General features: G+C 62.0%; 12 protein-coding genes. All 12 read left to right on the top strand.

The window, feature by feature from the left end; genetic code table 11:
• Nucleotide 1 precedes the first annotated feature (1 nt).
• Complete coding sequence (locus tag RY1_RS13460) at nt 2-3607, top strand: tubulin-like doman-containing protein (protein ID WP_072804087.1); 3606 nt, start codon at nt 2-4, stop codon at nt 3605-3607.
• Nucleotides 3607-6312: an AAA family ATPase gene (locus tag RY1_RS13455; protein ID WP_072804086.1), complete on the top strand. Its 2706-nt coding sequence runs from the start codon at nt 3607-3609 to the stop codon at nt 6310-6312. The genes RY1_RS13460 and RY1_RS13455 overlap by 1 nt, the downstream gene beginning before the upstream one ends.
• A 1-nt stretch (nt 6313) precedes the next feature.
• Nucleotides 6314-8707 (top strand): SaeA-related protein, encoded by a 2394-nt coding sequence (locus RY1_RS13450; RefSeq protein WP_084727402.1) that lies wholly within the window; start codon nt 6314-6316, stop codon nt 8705-8707.
• Nucleotides 8704-11424 (top strand): GAP1-N2 domain-containing protein, encoded by a 2721-nt coding sequence (locus RY1_RS13445; RefSeq protein WP_072804085.1) that lies wholly within the window; start codon nt 8704-8706, stop codon nt 11422-11424. Before RY1_RS13450 ends, RY1_RS13445 begins: the two co-directional genes overlap by 4 nt.
• Nucleotides 11425-11521: 97 nt before the next feature.
• On the top strand, nt 11522-12499 hold the full coding sequence (locus RY1_RS13440) for a hypothetical protein (protein ID WP_139279831.1): 978 nt from the start codon (nt 11522-11524) through the stop codon (nt 12497-12499).
• Entirely contained in the window at nt 12496-13653 is a 1158-nt protein-coding gene (locus tag RY1_RS13435) for a TRAFAC clade GTPase domain-containing protein (protein WP_072804083.1), read from the top strand. The genes RY1_RS13440 and RY1_RS13435 overlap by 4 nt, the downstream gene beginning before the upstream one ends.
• Before the next feature lie 17 nt (nt 13654-13670).
• On the top strand, nt 13671-14255 hold the full coding sequence (locus RY1_RS13430; RefSeq protein ID WP_072804082.1) for a hypothetical protein: 585 nt from the start codon (nt 13671-13673) through the stop codon (nt 14253-14255).
• Between the two features lie 116 nt (nt 14256-14371).
• Nucleotides 14372-15700: a plasmid pRiA4b ORF-3 family protein gene (locus tag RY1_RS13425; protein WP_169914697.1), complete on the top strand. Its 1329-nt coding sequence runs from the start codon at nt 14372-14374 to the stop codon at nt 15698-15700.
• 281 nt (nt 15701-15981) lie between these two features.
• Nucleotides 15982-16509, top strand: a complete 528-nt coding sequence (locus RY1_RS13420) for a DUF3558 family protein (RefSeq protein ID WP_169914695.1) — start codon at nt 15982-15984, stop codon at nt 16507-16509.
• A gap of 10 nt (nt 16510-16519) precedes the next feature.
• Entirely contained in the window at nt 16520-16894 is a 375-nt protein-coding gene (locus RY1_RS13415; RefSeq protein ID WP_072804080.1) for a hypothetical protein, read from the top strand.
• Between the two features lie 64 nt (nt 16895-16958).
• On the top strand, nt 16959-17480 hold the full coding sequence (locus tag RY1_RS13410; RefSeq protein WP_245819647.1) for a DUF3558 family protein: 522 nt from the start codon (nt 16959-16961) through the stop codon (nt 17478-17480).
• Between the two features lie 372 nt (nt 17481-17852).
• On the top strand, nt 17853-18374 hold the full coding sequence (locus RY1_RS13405; protein WP_245819646.1) for a DUF3558 domain-containing protein: 522 nt from the start codon (nt 17853-17855) through the stop codon (nt 18372-18374).
• Nucleotides 18375-18521 lie beyond the last annotated feature (147 nt).

The raw sequence follows: 18521 nt of genomic DNA, 5'->3' as shown, positions 1-18521 counted from the left end.
AATGAGGCGCTTTCTCGTCGTCGGATGCGGCGGCTCCGGTGGAGCCACGTTGGCATACATGATGGATCAACTCCGCTCCGACCTCGCCTCACACGGCATCGACGGCATTCCAGCCGGATGGCAGTTCATCCACCTCGATGTTCCGACGGCGCCGTCTCCCGGGCCCGACGGAATGGGCCATGTTCGCGACCAGGGTGGTACCTACGTCGGGACAGGTCCTCAGAGCGACAGTTACAGCGTGCTCGACAACGCCATGAGTCAGCAGTTCATCGGTAAGCAGCGCCTCGACGCCATTGCCACCTGGGCGCCGCGAGATCCGTCTGCGGTGCACACCCCGCTCAGTACCGGTGCTGGACAGTTTCGTGCCCTGGGACGGATGATTACCCTCAGCCGCGCCGGTTCGGTACGCGAACGGCTCGAAACTGCCTGGGGCAAGCTCAATCTGGTCGAGACCGACACTGCCATGCGTGGTTTGGACATTCCCGGTGCGGGCAAGTACGACCCGGGCGAGCGGCCGGTCGTGCTGGTCGTGTCCTCGATGGCCGGTGGCGCGGGTGCATCGATGGCTCTCGACATCTGCCGGTTGCTGACCTTGATCACCGGTGTCGATCCGCGTCTGATGGGCGTGTTCATGGTCGCGCCGGATATCTTCGACGGGCTCGACGCGTCCGCGACGACCGGTGTTCGTGCGAATGCCCTTGCGATGCTGGGTGAGATCGTTGCCAGCCAGACTGGTTCCGCGCGTGATCACGATGTCGCGATTCTGCGTGCACTCGGACAGCAGAACGGCGAAGGCGAGCTCATTCCGTTCGCGCGTGTCTTCCCGGTCGGTCGATATGTCGGCGCCGAGCAGACATTGTTCGGAGACGGCACTCCCAACGCCATCTACCGCGGCCTCGGGCGAGGTCTGTCCGCACTGATGATGAGCCAGTCCGCCACCCAGCAGTTCGTCGAGTGGGACTTGACCAACGGTGGCGGAATCGCCGGTAGCCGTGAATTCCTTGGGTGGGGAAACCAGACCTGGAACACCCTGCCGTGGGGCTCGTTCGGCTTCTCGAGCTTGAGTATGGGCCGAGATCGATACGCCGAGTACTCCTCTCAGCGCCTGGCGCGCGCCAGCGCCGACAAGCTCCTCCGGGGGCACGTGCAGTTGGGGAACCGCGCATCCGAGGATGAGCAGGCCGCAGCGGTTCTCGACAATCAATGGGGCAACATCTGTGCAGCGCTCGGGCTGCCCGCTGGACACACCGATGCCAATGCGCTTCCGCAGGACATCGGCGTCTGGATCACGACCACGGTGCTCCCACGGTCGGAAGTATCGACGTTGGCAGCGCACGTCGTCGACTCCACGCTCCGGGACTACATACCGTCGGGCAACGGGCTGAACGCATCGGCATGGGTGCCCGAGGTCTATCGCAACCTCAACGGCCGTCGCTCGGCACTTCTTACCGATGCCCAGAATGCGGCATATTCGACGGCGTTCCGCTGGCACCTCGATTTCGCAGACAGACTCGAACATGTTGTCGGCACCGCCGTCGCCGATCTCGGGCTTCCCTACGCGACGGCCTTGGTCAAGCGAGTTTCGAAGTACATGCAGAACGTGGTGCTCCCGACGGCACAGGATCTTGCGAAACAGGCACCGGGCGATATCGCCGCGCCGCCGGAGGATGTGGCCGCAACACTCGCAGCACTCAAGGGCACTCTGACGAACGCACAGGAAGTGGTTGTGAGCGTGCTCGACGGCATCCGCCGTACTGTCGAGCGCCAGATCTACGCCACGCTTTCCACGCATCTGAGCGCAGCGTCCGGTGCGATGGTTGCCGAAGTGTTCGACCCATTGGTGGCCGCGCTCAACGAATCTCACACGCTTCTTCGTCAAGCATCGGTAGAACAGCCGCGCGATCTCGGCTTGGCGCGACTGCAGACCGATCAGTACGCGGCGTGGCCTTCCGACTCGGACGAGAAGGTCCCGTCCCGGTTCGCCGAGGCCAACAACGAGGTGATGCTGACCAGTTCGAACGACTTCAAGCTGAGGTACGAGCTCGATCTGCCCGCCGCCACCGGCAGCAGTGCAACGGATCGACGGGCGTTCGGCGACTCCGTCGCTCGGGCTGCAGCACAGGTGATCACCGGCCTGTGGCCGACCATCGACGGTAGCCGCGCACCCGGTGAGACCGTTCGACTCGTCGAACGCACCGCATCGTGGCGATCCCGTGTCTTTCCCACGAACCCGGCCACCGGCGAGTCCATCATTTCCTCACCCGCGGCGTACAACGTGCACACTCGGCCGCACGAACTGCTCGCACGAGCCCGAAAGTTCGTGAGCCGCACCGGAGAATCGTTCGACAAGTTCTGCTCGGTATCGCTACACGATTTCGTCACCGGGGGAGGGGCCGCTGAGTCCGAACTCGCTGGCCGGCGTCGTGATCTGGTATCGAAGTTCGGCGAAGCCATCGCTCTCGCCAGGCCCCTCGCCAGTGTCAACGAGACTGCGATGCAAGCGATTCACAACGATCAGCAGATGAAGTACCGCTTCAAGTTCTCTGCGATCCCGTTCGACGGGCAGAGCATCGCCGACGACCTCTCCGCTGAACTCGAGCGCAGCGTGCGAATCGACCAGACCACCAAGGACGTTCTGGTCAACGCACTGACCGACGAGAAACAGATCAAGCGCATCGACATCTTCGGCTCGTACCCCAACTACTCGCCACTCGCCTACAACTCGGTCATCGGTCCGGCCTCGAGGCAGTGGCTGGAATCGTCGCCATCTCAGCGTAAAGCGTTCTGGCACTTACGCCGTGCGCGCCCGTTGGCAGCTTCTCTCCCGATGCACAAGGCCGAGCGTCAGGCGATGGTCGGCGGTTGGTTGCTCGGTCAGATCCTCGGGCGAATCTTCCTGCCCAAATCGCCGTTCATCGAGCCCGCGCAGATCTGGGACGGTGAAGCCGGGAGATGGCTCAACTTCCCGAATCCATTGCTGACACCGCCGTCGGAATTCGCGGCCGACTACGACTGGCTGCCGGCAGTGATCGAGTCGGTACTACTGGCAATAGCGCAGTCGCACGAGCCGCCGGTGATGTCGTCGATGCAGCCGTACCGCGCGCTCAGGCGTCTGTACGACTCGTCCACTGAGGACGAGGTCAGCGGCATCTTCGCGCTGGCAGCGGCAGCAAATCTGACCGACTGGCTCCGAAGTGGAAACACCGGAACCGGATTGGCTTCGGCAGTTGCCGATACCGGTGACACCGTGACGCCGCAGGATCGCGCTGCCAGAACGAAAGCGTGGTTGGAGGAGGAGCGCGACTTCGTAGGCAAGCACTACATGCCTCCTGGCTCCGGCGGTGCCGTCGGCGAGGCAGGCGCGGTCGGCGGTGGAGTGTTCTCCAACATCACCGTTCGGGCGCAAGCAACGAAGACACCGATCTACAGAGACCTGGCTCCTGACGTGTTCTGGGGAACCGGCAAGTTGATATCACTGATCGACGAGTGCCTCACCGCAGCCCTGGAACCGGCACGAAGCACCGACACACCACCTCCGGCACCTCCCGTCGGATCGTGGGCGACCAGTGCGGACTCGTTCGAGATCCCACAGCGAGGAACGAACTGATGGCCGAACTCACCGTCTTTCTCGCGCCCCACGGTGTTGCCGGCGGGATCAAGGACGTACTGAAGGATCTCTCGGCCGTCGGGTTGGTCCGCCCGTTCCTGTGGGTGGACGGTTCGGAGGCGGATCGTTCGCCTGTTGTTGCAACGAGAATCGAGCACGGCCGCGAGTTCGACACGACGATTCAGGAAGTCGTTGCATCGCAGCGGATTCTGACCCTTCGGCTATGCGTGTTCGTGCCTCTCACCGGTCATGCGCCGGCGTTGAGCATCGACACCGAGAGGCGGCTCGCCGAGTTGTTGGCCTCCACATCCGGTGGTGCCCGCATCGTTCGGCTGCGGTTGCTCCTCGGGCGACCTGGAGGAGTACCGCCCACGAACTCGGTGTTGGCGCTCGATGGGTGGCACAACATCCTGATCGCTCCAGAAGACGCGCGCGGACCCGGAATGGGGCACATCGCCCTGTCGGTCGAGGACAACAGCCTCGAGATCGGACGGCATGCCGCACCGGTGACGGCGGCTGTCGCAGGGCTGTGGGCAGACGTCGAGCACGCTCCCTTCGACGACAAACCCGTGCTTCCCGGCAATCTCGTCAGCCTCACGAGGTCGTTCTATCGACGATTGGATACGTCCGAAGTCGAGAACTCGCTACGCAGACAGATCTTCGAACAGGACGGTCAATTGCCGCTGCCCAGAGAAGGCGGCGCGCCGGTGAGCTACGTCGACGACGTACAGCTCGCGACGCACACGATGGCTCGAAATCTTTGGGACAAGCACCGAGCGGTACTCGAGGGTGATCGAGTGCCCTATGCGGTCGAGCAGACTCAGACGATCGGGTTCTGGGCAGCACTGAAGATGTTCTTCTCGTTCCTTGGAGCCGCGCTCCGCAATGCGCCTGCGGCTTGGTACGCACGCGTCGTCGACAGCGTGTCGTCGTCGGTGGCGGGCGCTGTGCACTCGACGGTGTTCGGTGACAATCCCTCGGCCTACGAAGTTGTGGCCAACGGCCGAACGTCGCAGGGGCGGTCGGCGAGTTGGTCTCAGGTCGGTTCGGCCACGCACCAGCTCCGCAGCTCTATCGAGTCTGTGGACGACGAGCGACACCACGCTGCGCGCGCGGACCTTTCCGACCTCTGGCAGGACTACTCACGTGCTGCGATGACGCTCGCTGACGGCGGCGCGCGGTCGGCAGAGTTGCCGCCCGTACAGATCGGGGCGAGTCGCGGTGTGCTTCGTCGGGCGTCGGATGTGGTGCCAGGTCCGGCAGAACAATTCGACCGTATCCCTGGTGTGGTGGCAGCGACAGTCGAGATCGACAGTGTCGATGCGACCGACGTGATCGGCGCTGTCCAACTGCGAAGCCGGTTGAGTGAATTCGACCAGGATGCGTCGTTGGGAATCGAAGCGCGGCGGACAAGTTCAGCGCTCGACGAATGGCGCGCACGTACCGGCAACAGTTTCGCCGTTGCCGTCGGCAATACACTCGCGCGGAACTTCGACGATCGCCATCGCGAGGTCAAGGACTTGTTGGCCAGGCTACGGGCCCACGCAGACAGGCCGGCGCCCGCCGAGAGCAAGGGTCATAATCGACTCGCACGATGGATCCAGATCACGTCGGTGATTCTCCTGCTGGTGATCGCCGTATCGGCCGTCGGCATTGCGCAAGCCTGGTTCGACTGGTGGATAGGTGCACTCGTCATCGTTGGTTCGATCGTCTTGTGGATCGTCGCACTCGTGACGGTGTTCTTGAGAGGGCAACGCGATCTGTTCCAAGAACTGAACAAGCGTAAAACCGCGGCCGCCAACGAGCAGGCAGACGAGGCGAACCTTCGAACAGCTCTACGCGACCTGGATCGTCTCGGCGATGCCTACTCGCAGTACCTCTCCTGGAGCCGGGCGCTCGGTGCGTTCCTCGCCGAGCCATTGGGGCCGAACACATTCCAACGCTCGCACGAGGGGCGCATCGCGTGGGGTCTGCCGAAGAACACCGGAATCGGTTACGCGAACCCGCATCCCGATCAGCTTGCGAGCACCGCGGAGTACTTACGCCAGGATCTGTTCGGGCTCGGCTGGCTCAGCACACCGTGGGAACGAGCAATGGTCAACGCCGGAGACTCGTTGGGTAGCGACGGGCGAGATATCAAAGCCGATCCCACTCTCTTGTGGCGAGCTCCGGGCAGTGGATCTGCCTCCTCGTTGGACCGCTGGTCGAGGGACTTCTTCCGCGGATCGTTCTCCTCCACCGGTGCTGCTTTGATGTGGGACAAGGCCAGAACGAATCTCCTGGGTCCGAAATCGGAACTCGTGCAGTCACTCACCGGGCAGATCGAAGTCCTCATCGACGGAACCAAGACCTTCGTACCGTTGGTCGACTTCATGGCGGGGATAGCCGACGCTCCGGGACAGGGACGGGTCGATCATTTCGATCGCGGGATGGTCACCGATCTTGCAACGACACAAGGCCTGACTGCGGTCAAAGACGATATTCGCCAGCGTGGCTGGGCCGGAATCGGCACAGTCAGCGTCGCGACGCAGATCAGCGACGGGTTGTCCGCAGACCAGCTGACAATCGGAGCGATCAGCTCACCCGCCGAGGCACAGGAATGGACCGTGCCGGAGATGCCGGATCGCCGTGGAAGCACCGACGTGCAACCTGCGCTGCCGCCCGACAGTTACGACCCTCCTCAGAACAGAGAGTTCAGATTCTGACATGGCGACCGACAAGCAGGCTCGGCGCTCGACAGCGTTGACTCAGTGGGCCGCAGCGGCCGAAGGCGTGGGATTTCGAGTCCCGACCGCCCGCGACATTCAGACGATTTCGAGTGACCCCGACGGGTGGTCGAAATCCGGTGTGTCGGCGGCTGCCGCAGACTGGGCCGACACGATCACGCATATCAATCACCAGATCAAGTTCGGGATGGATCCTTCCGAGGTGCTCAGGCACTTGCCGGAGGAGCTTCGTACTCCACGCAGCGGTCCAGCCAAGCCCCGGACCGAAAAGCCGCGCACCGACACACCGCCGTCGTCCACAGCTGAAGGCGAGACAGCAGAGCGGAAACCTATCGACGCCTTGTTGGCCTGGCGGGCGGAGAGGATCGCGGCGGGAGACACCGCTGCTGCGTCGATCAAGGACATCACATTCCACAACCTGATCAAATACGGTCACACCTCGGCAACGCAGATCCGCAAGCAACTGCGTGGGCCGTCGGTGTCGTTGGCAGGCAGCATCGCCGAGGTTTTCTCCAACATCGGCGGCAAAGACGCGGAATCGGAGACCGCGGCGGCCGCTGTCAGCCCGGTAGTCGAGGAGCCACAAGTCGATCGAACTGGCGACGCAGACGGTCGGCAGACGCCAGCGCGACACGAGAAGAAAGCGGAGCCACGACCGTCGACGCCCACTCCCGCCCCGAGAGACACCTCCGACTTCGACGGCCTCGAATCCTCGGACTTCTGTGAGTACAACTTCGAGAGCACATTTCAGCCGGCGCCGTTGAAAGTCGCGAAGGCAAGCGAGGGACACCGGCTTTCGTGGGCTCCGCACCCGGATGCCGATGGCTCGGTCGCCTTGTACCGCGTCATCTCGGGCGAGATCACCGCACCGTACAAGCCCGAAGCCGGCGAACTTCTGGGTGTCACCTCGTTGACGACGTGGGTCGACGAACGACCGTCGACGTCTGCAGTGCGCAACTATCAGGTCTGGTGCCACCTCGGCCACGACGCGGCGGACGCGACGATGCAACAACCGGACAAGATCGCGCACGGTGAAGCGGTGAGTCCTGTGACAGGCTTCGAGCTCACCGAGGACGAAGGCCGGGTTATCGGTCGATGGTCGGCCTTTCAAGGGACCAGAGCTGTGCGGATCTATCGGATACCGCTGGACGGCATGTCCGCTGTATCGAACGATCCTCGGTACCAGATCGAGCCACACTCCGCCAACCTCACCGGGTTCGTCGACGAAGATGTCTCGCGTGGCCAAAGATATCTGTATCGGGCCATTTCCGAGGTCACCGTTGCAGATGGAGTTCGGCAATCGGCAACGTCGCAGGGTGAGATTCTGGTGTCGGTCGTGCTCGAGCCGGTCGAGGACCTGACGGTTCATCCGGACCCTGATCCGAACAAGCCCTCGTTCGAACTGTCCTGGACGGCTCCAGATTCCGGTCATGTAGTGGTGTTCCGGACCGAAACCGCACCCGACGCTGGTCTACGTTTCGCAGCGCTTCCGGAAGGAGCCATCGAAGTCGAGGGCCTCTCACGGCAAACTCAACTCGCCCAGCCCATCGAGGCAGGGGAGGGGGGCACGTCGAGGATGCGTAGGATTCCTTGGCCTGTTGGGTGGGACCGCGCATACCTGACCCCGGTCACTCTTCTCAACGGGTCGGCGCGCGTAGGCAAGACGACGGTGCAGACCCGTCCGATTGCCCCGGTGACCGACGCGCGGATCGTGGAGCGTTGCACGAACCAGCTGGTGACCTTCGGTTGGCCGAAGGCCGCAGCAAGTGTGTACGCATATTACGGGCCGAGGAATCATGTGCCCGAAGAGCTGTTGGAAAGCCAACCGAATCAGGAGATTTCGGCAACTCAGTACAAGCGTGACGGGGGATTGTTCTTCAAGCGACTGCCGCCAGGAGGTTGTTCGGTACACCTCGTCCCGATCGCATACTCGCGCGGTGAACGAGTATCCGGCACAGTCACCACTTTGGACTACAAAGGTCTCGCGAGTATGTGGTATCTACTCAACAAGATCGTCACTCCGAATGGCGGAACTCGGCTGGAGATCACGATGGGCGCCGACGGCGAATTGGAGCCTCCGGCTCCGTTCACGTTGGTCTACAATCACGAACGGCTGCCCCTCAGTGCGCGGGACGGTGAGGCGTTGCTGTTGAGCGACCAGAACGACCATGCAGGTCGCCAGATGAGGCAGTTTCTACCCCCGCGCTTGGGCCCACAATGGACACCCACCGGCTGGAGTGCGGACGTTTCCGACCGTCGCGGCTATGTCAGACTGTTCTTGGACATAGACTCCGTACGTGCAAAGTCGTATGCACTGTTGGATCCTCCTGTTGCACAGCTGATCCTGGGCCCCGACGCGGGACCGGACCGGTGACATCGCTTGGTTCTGCGCGTTTCGCGCACTTGATCTACACGTCGTTCGACGACGGATCTGGTAGCGGGGGTGGATGGCAAGTCAAGGACATGTCCGGTGATCTGGATCCGAGCGAGCGCGACACACTCACCGCGCGGGTGTCGACTCGATTCGACCTGCAACCTGCGTTGGAACGGTATCCGACACCGGAGGCAATCGAAGGTCGCCAGCGTCGGTTGATGTATGCGGAGGTGCCGGGCGGTGCGGCCTATTGGCATACCGTCGAAGCGGGCACCGACGGATCCGGTCGACCGGGGAATGTGTTTGCGCACGTCGTGCTCGACCGCGCTGTCGGTGATTCGATACCGGCCTTCCGGCCTGTTCAACTGTGGATGTCGCCGTCGTGGTCGATGCCCTACGGGCCCGCCGCCACGAGAGCCGCAACTGTGTCGTCGACGGCTCTTCCAGAACTTGGAACAGCCGTTACCCGAGACGAGGTACTGGCCTTCCTGACAGATGTCAGCGTCTTTCGCCTCGGGGTGCTGCAGGTACTCCTCGATGCAGTGGCACATGCATGGGAAGGTGGGCCACCGGTAGTCCTGTTGACCGACAGTTCTGTTTCCGCCACATTCTGGATCGGCGCGGTCAGCTTCTTCATGTCTCCTGCGACGAGCAGGCGGTTCAGTTGGAGTACGCACGATCGGGCGAGTGCCGTCGCCGACAACATTCGGCGAAAGATTCATCTGACCGTCGCCCCTGATTCCGAGAAGGAGGCCCTCGAAGCTCTTGGGGGAGTAATTGTCCTCGACTCGAAGGACGATCCGATTCTGGGAGAGCTCGATGACGTCCCCCATCGGACGCACAACGGAGTCTCGATCGAGGTGACGCCGTGGTCGATGTTGGCACAGGCGGCGTTGAGCGACTACGCCACTGCTCAGTCCGTCGTCGAACTTCAGGACGCGATTGCGGTGGAAGCCGGAGATGACGGGTTGTCGCCGATGTGGCCGCTGGCGATCGCCGTGTTGTCGATTCCAAGCATCGAGGATGTCAGGCGAGAAGCGTCGAGGGTGGTCTCCGAACAGCGACCGCCCGGGATTCATCCCGACTCACGACTCGCCGAGCTGTCCGACCGGATCGATGCCGAGTTCGCTCCGCAGTCAGCGGACGAGGCGAAGACTGCGCTCGTTCGTGCACAGTCGCAATCTCGCGATACCACAGTCGCTCTCAGTGACCTGATCAGGCTTGCGCTTCGCGATGACGAATGGATGAGCCGTCATCCCGCCGGTGAGATCGGTGCAGAGTTCGCGGGCCCGGCGCCGAGTGCTCTTTCCTCGGATATCGACGCTCTTCTCGGCGAACTCGCACATCTGGGCAGTGATCGACTCGTCAAGAAGGTCGATCTGGCGGTGCGCATTCTGCGGGTCGCCGAAATCCTCGTAACGACCAACACCCAGGCAGCAGTAAATTTCGATCTCGTCGAGCAGCTGTGCCAGGTGTTCGAAGTCGTGGCTGCTGAATTGATGGATCCACTGGCCGGACCGAGAATCGTCGCAGCGGTGGGCCGACGCCTCGACGAGCGCACGGCGGAGGTCGTCGTACGTCGGGCACTTGCGACAATGCCGCAATCGAGAGAGGTTCGGTTCGGTCACCGATTCGCAGAGGCAGTGATCCGATGGCTCGTTCCATCGAAGCTGGAAGTACCAGAGCTGTGGCGAATACCTGATCTGACGGACGGTCTCGATAATTCTTACGATGTCGCGATGTTCTCCGAGTGCGTGTACAGCGCGTTGATGCGCGACTGGGCATCGCCGGCCGAGCGGGCGCACGTGAGAGCGCATGCAGGCCTGGCAGTGTGGGGAGTTCTCGATGACCAACGGCAACGCGCCGACCCGGGCGACCGATCCGAAGATCTCCGAGAATTATGCAGGCTGAACACGTTGTCTCTCGCCGACGTCGCCACACTGTTCAAGGTATTCGGCAACCTCGTGCCACTCGAGGCAGCTCGACACTCGGTTGTGCACGAGGAGGCATCGGCGTCACTCGGCATTGTCTTGGCGTATCTGACCGGCGCGCGCTACCAGCCGAGCAATGCAAGCGGCGGTGGAGACGCCGACGAGGTCACCCTGGCGTGGGGCGCGTTGCGAGGACTCGCGGATTGGAGTGATCTGACGCGTCAGGATGTCGTAGATTTCATCGACACCTACTTCGCTCCGATCATGAATGACTACGATGGATTCTTCGGCCGCAACAGCGAGGCAAAGGAACTGGCGCAAGACCTTTCGCGAAAGTTGGGACTCCTCTTCTCTGTGGCGCGTTCGCTCGGACGGGATGTCTCGGTCTACAGCGTCGAATGCTGCTCGTACCTCGAGGCGACAGCAGAGTCGCAACCGGTTCAGCTTCGAGGCCTCATGACGCGCGGCATCGTCGACGTCTCGCGACTGGCGGGCAAGTCGTTCGTCGATTTCGTAGGACAGCGTCATTCACGGGCTCAGGGACAGTACTCGGGTGAGGACAACTTCATATCCGATCTGGTGCGCAAGCGCCTCTATACGGGTCCATCGGACGCGGAGTCACTGCGTGATGCGATGTGGCCGCTTGTACGCGAGATGCCCGCGCGTGATGCCGAGATGATCTTCGATGCTTACCCGCGGTACGTGAGGGAGTGGCTGGAGTTGCGAGGTATTCGTCAGCCGGTTTCGGACACCGGGTCAGGCGGAGAACGCGGGTCGCAGTGGTAGACAATGCAACAATGCAGGATCGTCGAAAGGACACCATCTGATGGTCACCTATGTACTGGATGGTAAGAGCAGAGCCCACCTGCCGAAACGACCACTGATGGTGTCGATGTCAGTGGTCGGTGTCGCAGGAGCTGTCTCGCTCGATGTCCGTCGCGGCGGCACCTCGGACCCCACCGTCATCACTCATGGTCCGGGGATGTTGATCCTCCCGAGGGTGGAGCACGAAATGCTCCTTGTCGCCGTTCCCGCACAAGGAAATTCGACATTTCCGAGCGGAACCACGATTCATGTGTCCGTCGCTGTGGACAGTGCGCACGAGCCGGATCCTGATCGCGCGCAGCTCACCCCCAGGGATGTGTCGGGTCTGAGCTACCTCGAACTCGCCACGATCGGACCGGACGGTGACCGCATTGCAGTGGTGACTCGGTTGGAGGAGCCGGAGATCGAGCTGGGACCGTTGGCTTCGTCGGCGCGGGCTGCTGCCCGATCGGTTCTCCGCGTCGACCAATTGTCGGACAGTCAGCAGACAATGCTCGATATTCGGGTCGATACAAGCGCTTCCATGCTGCCTGCTGTCGCGGATGGCAGTGTGCGCGCGATCATGGAGATCCTCGCAGGAGTGTCGACGGTAATTTCGTACGATCGCAATCCCGAGGTCACGATAGTGGGGAACACGTCGACCAACCTGCCGTTCGGTGGGCCGGGGGATTTGGGACAGACCGTCCACGCGCATCTCCAGACAGCGCAGCCAGGCATCGGCTTCGGGACCGGCGAGCAATTCGGCGCGGTGCGACCGGACACCATGGTCGTGCTCGTCACCGACTCTGCATCGGATTCGGTGGCGAGTACCCACGAGGTAGCCGACTCACGATATGCCACCGTGGTCGCGTCGTCGTCGCGCGCCGCGCTGAGGGTGAACGCGTTTGCCGGCGCGGTGGTTTCCCCTGCACCCGATGGTTCCGACACTGGCGACTATCTCGTCTCCCAACCAGCTGTGGTCGAAGAAGTCGTACGGTCGTTTCTACGTCGACTGAACGATCGCATCACGAACGACGTACGAGGATCTTCGCTATGACCAAGTGCCCCAGGTGCTTCAATCACCTGTCGCCCGAGTGGTTCGCCTGGACTGCCGAAACACCAACGGAGACAGAGCAGAACAAGCGCGCGTCTGCGTACAGTGGCGTACCCGTTGTGACAGGCAGGACAATCGAGCTCAGAAAGCCAGAGAACGGGCCTCCCGACTGGACGCCGACCCCGAACTACGCGGAGGAACAACTCGGGGCACCAGCAGTCGATCTGTGCCCGATCTGCCATTTCAAGCTGCCAGCGTACTGGCGTTGGGGAAACGCCACGTGCATCACGATGGCCGGTGCACGCGCCACCGGTAAGACCGTGTACATCGCGGTGATGATCAAACAACTTCAGCGACTGGTGGAGCGGCATGGGCAATCGGTCGATCCAGCCAATCAGGAGACCGAGCGCAACTACAGGGAGTTCTACGAGCGTCCGCTCTACGAGGAGCGCGGATTGCTGAAGCCGACCCCGACTGTCAACACGGCGAGTTCGTATCAGCGTGATCCGCTGATCTTCAGCCTGGGAATCTGGCAGGGCGTCAAGCAGTACTTGGTGATTCGCGATGTCGCCGGTGAGGACCTGGAGAACGCGAACACCGAAGGGCATCACTGGCATTTCTTCGGCCTGTCCGACGCAGTGCTGTTCTTGTTCGACCCTTTGCGGGTCGAGGAGATCGCCCACCAACTGATGGATCTCATCCCGATGCAGGGGGCGCGAGGTGGCGATCCCAGGGTGGTATTCCGCACGGTCACCGACCTGATCGACCGGCAAACTCCGCGCGTAGCAATGATTCTGTCGAAGTTCGACGCATTGCAGGCTCTGCAGAACGTCAACGGCAGTCAGTGGAGTGAGATCATGTCCAACCCGGGTGCGGCTTTCTCACGCGACCCGAGCATGGATGGACCGACTTACAACGAAGATGACGGCAGACTCCTGCAGGAGGAAGTCCGCAGCTTGCTGCAGAGGCTCGACGCCGGACCCGTGATCAGGTCGGTGACGAACACGCAGACGGGGCAGGCATATCCTCACCGCTTCTTCGCGGTATCTGCGCTCGGAGCTTCGCCCGAAGGAAGTCGACTGCACGACAACGGCATCTCACCCTTCCGGTGCCTCGACCCGGTCCGTTGGGTCCTGTCCGCGAACGGCGTGCTCTAGGACGGAGGAGTGGCTTCATGACGCAGAACGGTGACCCGTGGTTCAACGGACATACTCCTTCCGGACCACAGCCGATCAATGACCCTTTCGGTCGCGGGGGACCGCCCGCGTCGCCGGACCCTTTCGCTCTCGGCACGCCGCAGGGCCACAGCGCGCCGCTGGTGGCGAGGCCGCTGTCGATGCACGTCGCGTTCGGTGCGTTGGTGTTGGCTGCTGCGCTCTCGGTGCTGGCCGCACTGCTGGGCGTACTGACGATCCTGGATCTGCAGGGGCGGGTGCAGAACCTGGTCGGTATGGAACCCTCAGGGGCTGCGATCTCGTACACCGACGACCACATCGGGGGAGCGACCATCGCTATGGTCTTCACTATGGTGACAGTTGCTGCGGCCTTCGCATTCGGGTACGGGTTGTTTGCGCGGGCGGTTCATCAGGGGAAGCACTGGCCCCGGACCTGGGCATCGGGACTCGCGGTGCTCTCGTTGTTCGGGTTGCTCGGTGGGCCCTTGGTGGTGACCATCGTGGTCCTCGGCCTCCTCTCCGTCGGGTTGCTCTGGCTACCAGTGTCCCGGCGATATTGCGATTACGCGTCGACGCGTCTCTAGCTCCGGTGCGTGAGTAGTGCTCCCAACTTGGCTGACGTTTGATCGAGATATAACTCCCATGCCCGACTGGATCTCACGTCGTCCCGGCTCGGGATCGCTGAGCTAGGGTCATGCAGGTGACGGAGTCTGACAACCCTGCGCTGTTGACGTTGAAAGTTTCGCTGGACGACGTGGTGCCTGCGGTGTGGCGGCGGATCGCGGTGCCGTCGAATATCCTTCTGCCGGAGTTGCACAACGTGATTCAGGATGCCATGGGCTGGGAAGACCGGCATCTTCATGCTTTCTATACCGGCGACGGTTCGTACGAGGACGGTCGCCGATTCGAGATGAGGTTGACGCTCGAGGAAGATGACGACGGTACCGGAATCTGTGAGGACGATGTTCCGGTCGACAGATTGTTGTCGCAGGTGGGCGACAACCTCGGCTATCAGTACGATTTCGGCGACAACTGGGAACACCGGATCGTCCTGGAGGCAATCGGTCCGGTAGGTGACGACGGAGTTCGCTGCCTCGACGGCGAAGGCGCATGTCCGCCCGAGGATTGTGGCGGTGTGCACGGTTACGCGGACTTTCTGGCAGTGCTCGCAGACCCGCGGCGCGAGGAGCACGAGCACTATCGCGAGTGGGCGGGTTCCTTCGAGGTGGGCCGATTCGAGGTCGCCGAGGCCAACGCGAGGATCGCCTCGCGGCGTGAGCTCGACGACCTGAGCGGGCGAGTGCTCCGAGCGGCACCGCTGCTGGGTACGACGATCCGACGTGCGCCGCTCGAACACCACACGCTGTTGACACCGATTCTTCGGCGAATCGATTTCGACGACACCGATGTCGATTCGGTCGTCGCGGGTGTGGCGATGGAAAAGCTGTCGTGGATGCTTGCGCGCATCGGCGACGAGGGGTTGCAGCTGACTGCTGCGGGCTACTTGCGTCCTGTCGACGTCACCGCATTGCGTGACGAATTGGACTGGGGGAGAGACTGGATCAGTAACTCTTCGCGCGAGATCGACAACCATGAGGTGCATTGGATGCGTGCGGCAGTGAAGGACTTCGGGCTCGCCCGAGTCCTCAAAGGGCGACTCGTTCTGACGAAGGACGGGCGGAGACTTGCAGAAGATCCCGTCGGCCTGTGGCATCGAGCGGCGGCGCGCCTACCGGTCGGCAACACCGACCTGGAACTCGACGCCGGCGTTCTACTTCTCGTGACCGTGGCGGCCGGCTGTGACAGCGACGAACGCAACGCGGCGATTTTCGATTCACTGTCGGCGACGGGTTGGCGGGTGCCGGATTCGAAGCGCCCGTACACGCAGTATCTCGCGCGGCCGACGCTGGACGTGCTCACGCTCGTCGGAGCTGTGGGGTCGGACATTGGACGAGGAGATGCAGGGCGGCCTGGGTGGAGCCGGTCGCTCGCGCGGCAGTGCCTCGGTGGGACTCCGGCGGCGCTCTAGCGTCGGTGTATCGCCACATCAGTGCGGCGGCGCGGGGATCGCCTCGATCAGGTCCAGCCCGGGCGATGGGACCACGACGCACCGTTTCGGCGCACATGAAAGCAATGGCGTTGAACTCCATCGCGTGCTCGTTGGGGGAGCCCGGACGTACCGACCATCCATGATGTCCACGTCCATCTCCGTGAGCTCCGAGTGCGAACTGAATGCGATCGACTGTCACTGTGGAACCGAACCCGACTCCTCTGCGTCTAACCTATCGACTGGTTCAGAGGAGGGGTCGCGTGCTGAAGTGGATGGTGGTCGGGTGCGCTCTAGTGGCGCTAGTTGGCGGCTGCAGTCGCCACGTGGACGCCGTTGCGAAAGCCGAGCCTACGCGATGGGATCCGTGCAGCCTTACGCCTGAGTCGATCGCAGCGACGGGACTGGACCCTTCGTACAGAGATGTTGGATGGGGTGAGGGAATTGTCGTAGACGACTGGGCGCGATGTTCGTTCAAACCCCCGGGCGTCGGCGCTCCCTACTTTCTGAGCGTGCAGTCGTCCCTTGTCCACAGCTTCACGGAGATACAGCAGGACACGCGCAACATCGAGGGGCGTGCCATCGAGATCGGGGACCGTGATGCGTTTCAGTACAGGAGGGTGATCGGGAGGTCGGCGGTTGCATGCAGTGTCGGCATCGACATGCAAGTTGGCGTTGTGATCTTCTCGGTCAACTATTTGGAGTACGTGGAAGGTGAAACAGATCCGTGCGCAATCGTTGTCGAACATACAACCGATCTAGAGTCCGCGCTTCCGGCAGCCGCCAGGTAGGAGCCCGACGATGAGCGAAGATGGAAGTTCGCTTTGGCAATCGCTTGGTGTTGCAGCTGATCGAGGACAGTTAACCCTCAACGCCGAGGCTGCAGGCGCCTGCAGCCGTGCCTGCACAACGTTCATCGACAAGCTGAAGGAGCACCAGGCCAAAGCGGCGGATTTAGCGAACGTCGAAGGGCTTGGCAGCTTCGAATCAGGCAAGGACCTCAGGCGAATATTCTCGGAGAAAGCGGTGGGTGGTCCGAACAATCTGTTCGACGTGTTGCAAAGCCACATCGACGTAGTGGAAAGAATGAAGGCCGTGTTCGACAAACTTTTCGCCGCGACCACGGAGCAGGATGAAATGAATGCTGTGGACCTCGGGCAGCGGGAGCCGAGATAGGGACGCTGCTCCGATCGATGCCCGGCGCTCCTGACGGGATGACCGTCGTGATCGAGGGGGTTCGGTGAGAAAATGGGTGGTGGCGTTGATTGCCGGGGCAGTCGTGCTTGAAGGGTGCGGCGGCGGCGTCGAGGGGAGTCCCATTGCTGTTGAGCGATGGGATCCGTGCAGCATCACGCCGGAAGCACTGGCGGCAACGGGATTGGACCCCGAGTACCGCATGGAGGGATGGGGTGAGGGCATCGACGTTCCGGACTGGGGAAGCTGTGTGTTCCACGCGCCTGGCGGGGTCGACTCGGCGTATGGATTGAGCGTGATGTCGTCCACCGACCACACGATCGCGGAAGCTCGTGCGAAACAATCCAACCGTGAGGGACGTGACTCGAAAATCGGTGGGCGCGATGCGTATACGTACAGGACGGAGTTCGGTGTCGCAATCAGGGACTGTCAGATCGCCCTCGAGGTTCCCGGTGGCGTTGTCGTGTTCACCGCCCTGTACCGGATAGACGATGGGGTTGACGCCTGCCAAGTGGTCCTCGACCACGTGACCGATCTGGAATCTGCGGTTCCTGCCGCGCCGAAATAGGAGACGATTGATGACGAAACATGCACTTGGATTCGACGCGGCCCGTATCCCCGGAGCGGATTGACTGCGAAGGACTCAGCGCGACCTTGCTCCTCCGTCGAGGAGTAGCCGCATACGGGATTTGCCTGGAAACAATTGTGCGGCTACCAGCAACCGTCTTCCACGAACGGTCTGGTGATCGCGGAGTTGATTGGCACGATCCCTCTGGCGCCGCTCGGCATGATCATGAGGCACGTTTCACTGTCGCAAATCAAACGGACGAGGGAGTGACGCCGTGGTCGTACCTGCTTGGTCTGTGGCGCCGCAATCGAACGGAACCACACGAGTGCGTGGCGCGTCTAACGTGTTGAACACCGTGATCAAGGGGGTTGAGTGCGGAAACGGGCGGCTGCGTTGATCGGAGTCTTTGTCCTGCTCGCCGGATGTGGGGGCAGCACCGCGGGGTCCGCCGTAGCAGGCGAGCGCTGGGATCCGTGCAGCATTACGCCAGACGTAATAGCGGCGACCGACTTGAATCCCGACTATCGAGACGAGGGGTGGGGCGAAGGAATTCATGTGGACGACTGGGCACGCTGTTCCTTCAGACCGGACGGCGTCGATGTCCCGTACACACTCAGCGTGAAGTCGTCGTTCCAGCATACTGTCGATGAAGAACGCAGCGACGTCTCCAATATCGACGGTCGCAATCTGAATATCGACGGCCGTGACTCCTTTCTTTACAAAACCGACGTCGCACAGTCGATCGAAGACTGCAACATTGCAATCGACGTCCCACCCGGAGTTGTTGTCTTTTCGGTCATCTACAGAAACCGCGAGGATGGCATCGATCCGTGTGTTGTCGTGCAGGAGCACGTGTCAGAACTGGAACAGTACCTACCGCCTACGCGGAAATAGGCGACTTCGACTCCGGCAAGCAACTGCAAAGGATCTATTCACAGAAGGCCGCCGGTGGCGCGAACAACATGGTCGAGGTGTTACAGAGCCACATCGACGTCGTCGAACAAATGAAGGTGGTATTCGGTAAGTTCTTCACCGCAATTC

Origin of the sequence: Rhodococcus yunnanensis NBRC 103083 (assembly GCF_001895005.1) — a bacterium.
Classification (GTDB): domain Bacteria; phylum Actinomycetota; class Actinomycetes; order Mycobacteriales; family Mycobacteriaceae; genus Rhodococcoides; species Rhodococcoides yunnanense.
This window is presented reverse-complemented; position numbering and strand designations above follow the sequence as displayed.

What these genes read in the sequence shown, in the direction of transcription:
- RY1_RS13440 (WP_139279831.1), top strand. Translation starts at nt 11,522, where the DNA reads ATGGTGTCGATGTCAGTGGTCGGTGTCGCAGGAGCTGTCTCGCTCGAT.
- RY1_RS13450 (WP_084727402.1), top strand. Translation starts at nt 6,314, where the DNA reads ATGGCGACCGACAAGCAGGCTCGGCGCTCGACAGCGTTGACTCAGTGG.
- RY1_RS13460 (WP_072804087.1), top strand. Translation starts at nt 2, where the DNA reads ATGAGGCGCTTTCTCGTCGTCGGATGCGGCGGCTCCGGTGGAGCCACG.
- RY1_RS13455 (WP_072804086.1), top strand. Translation starts at nt 3,607, where the DNA reads ATGGCCGAACTCACCGTCTTTCTCGCGCCCCACGGTGTTGCCGGCGGG.
- RY1_RS13430 (WP_072804082.1), top strand. Translation starts at nt 13,671, where the DNA reads ATGACGCAGAACGGTGACCCGTGGTTCAACGGACATACTCCTTCCGGA.
- RY1_RS13415 (WP_072804080.1), top strand. Translation starts at nt 16,520, where the DNA reads ATGAGCGAAGATGGAAGTTCGCTTTGGCAATCGCTTGGTGTTGCAGCT.
- RY1_RS13435 (WP_072804083.1), top strand. Translation starts at nt 12,496, where the DNA reads ATGACCAAGTGCCCCAGGTGCTTCAATCACCTGTCGCCCGAGTGGTTC.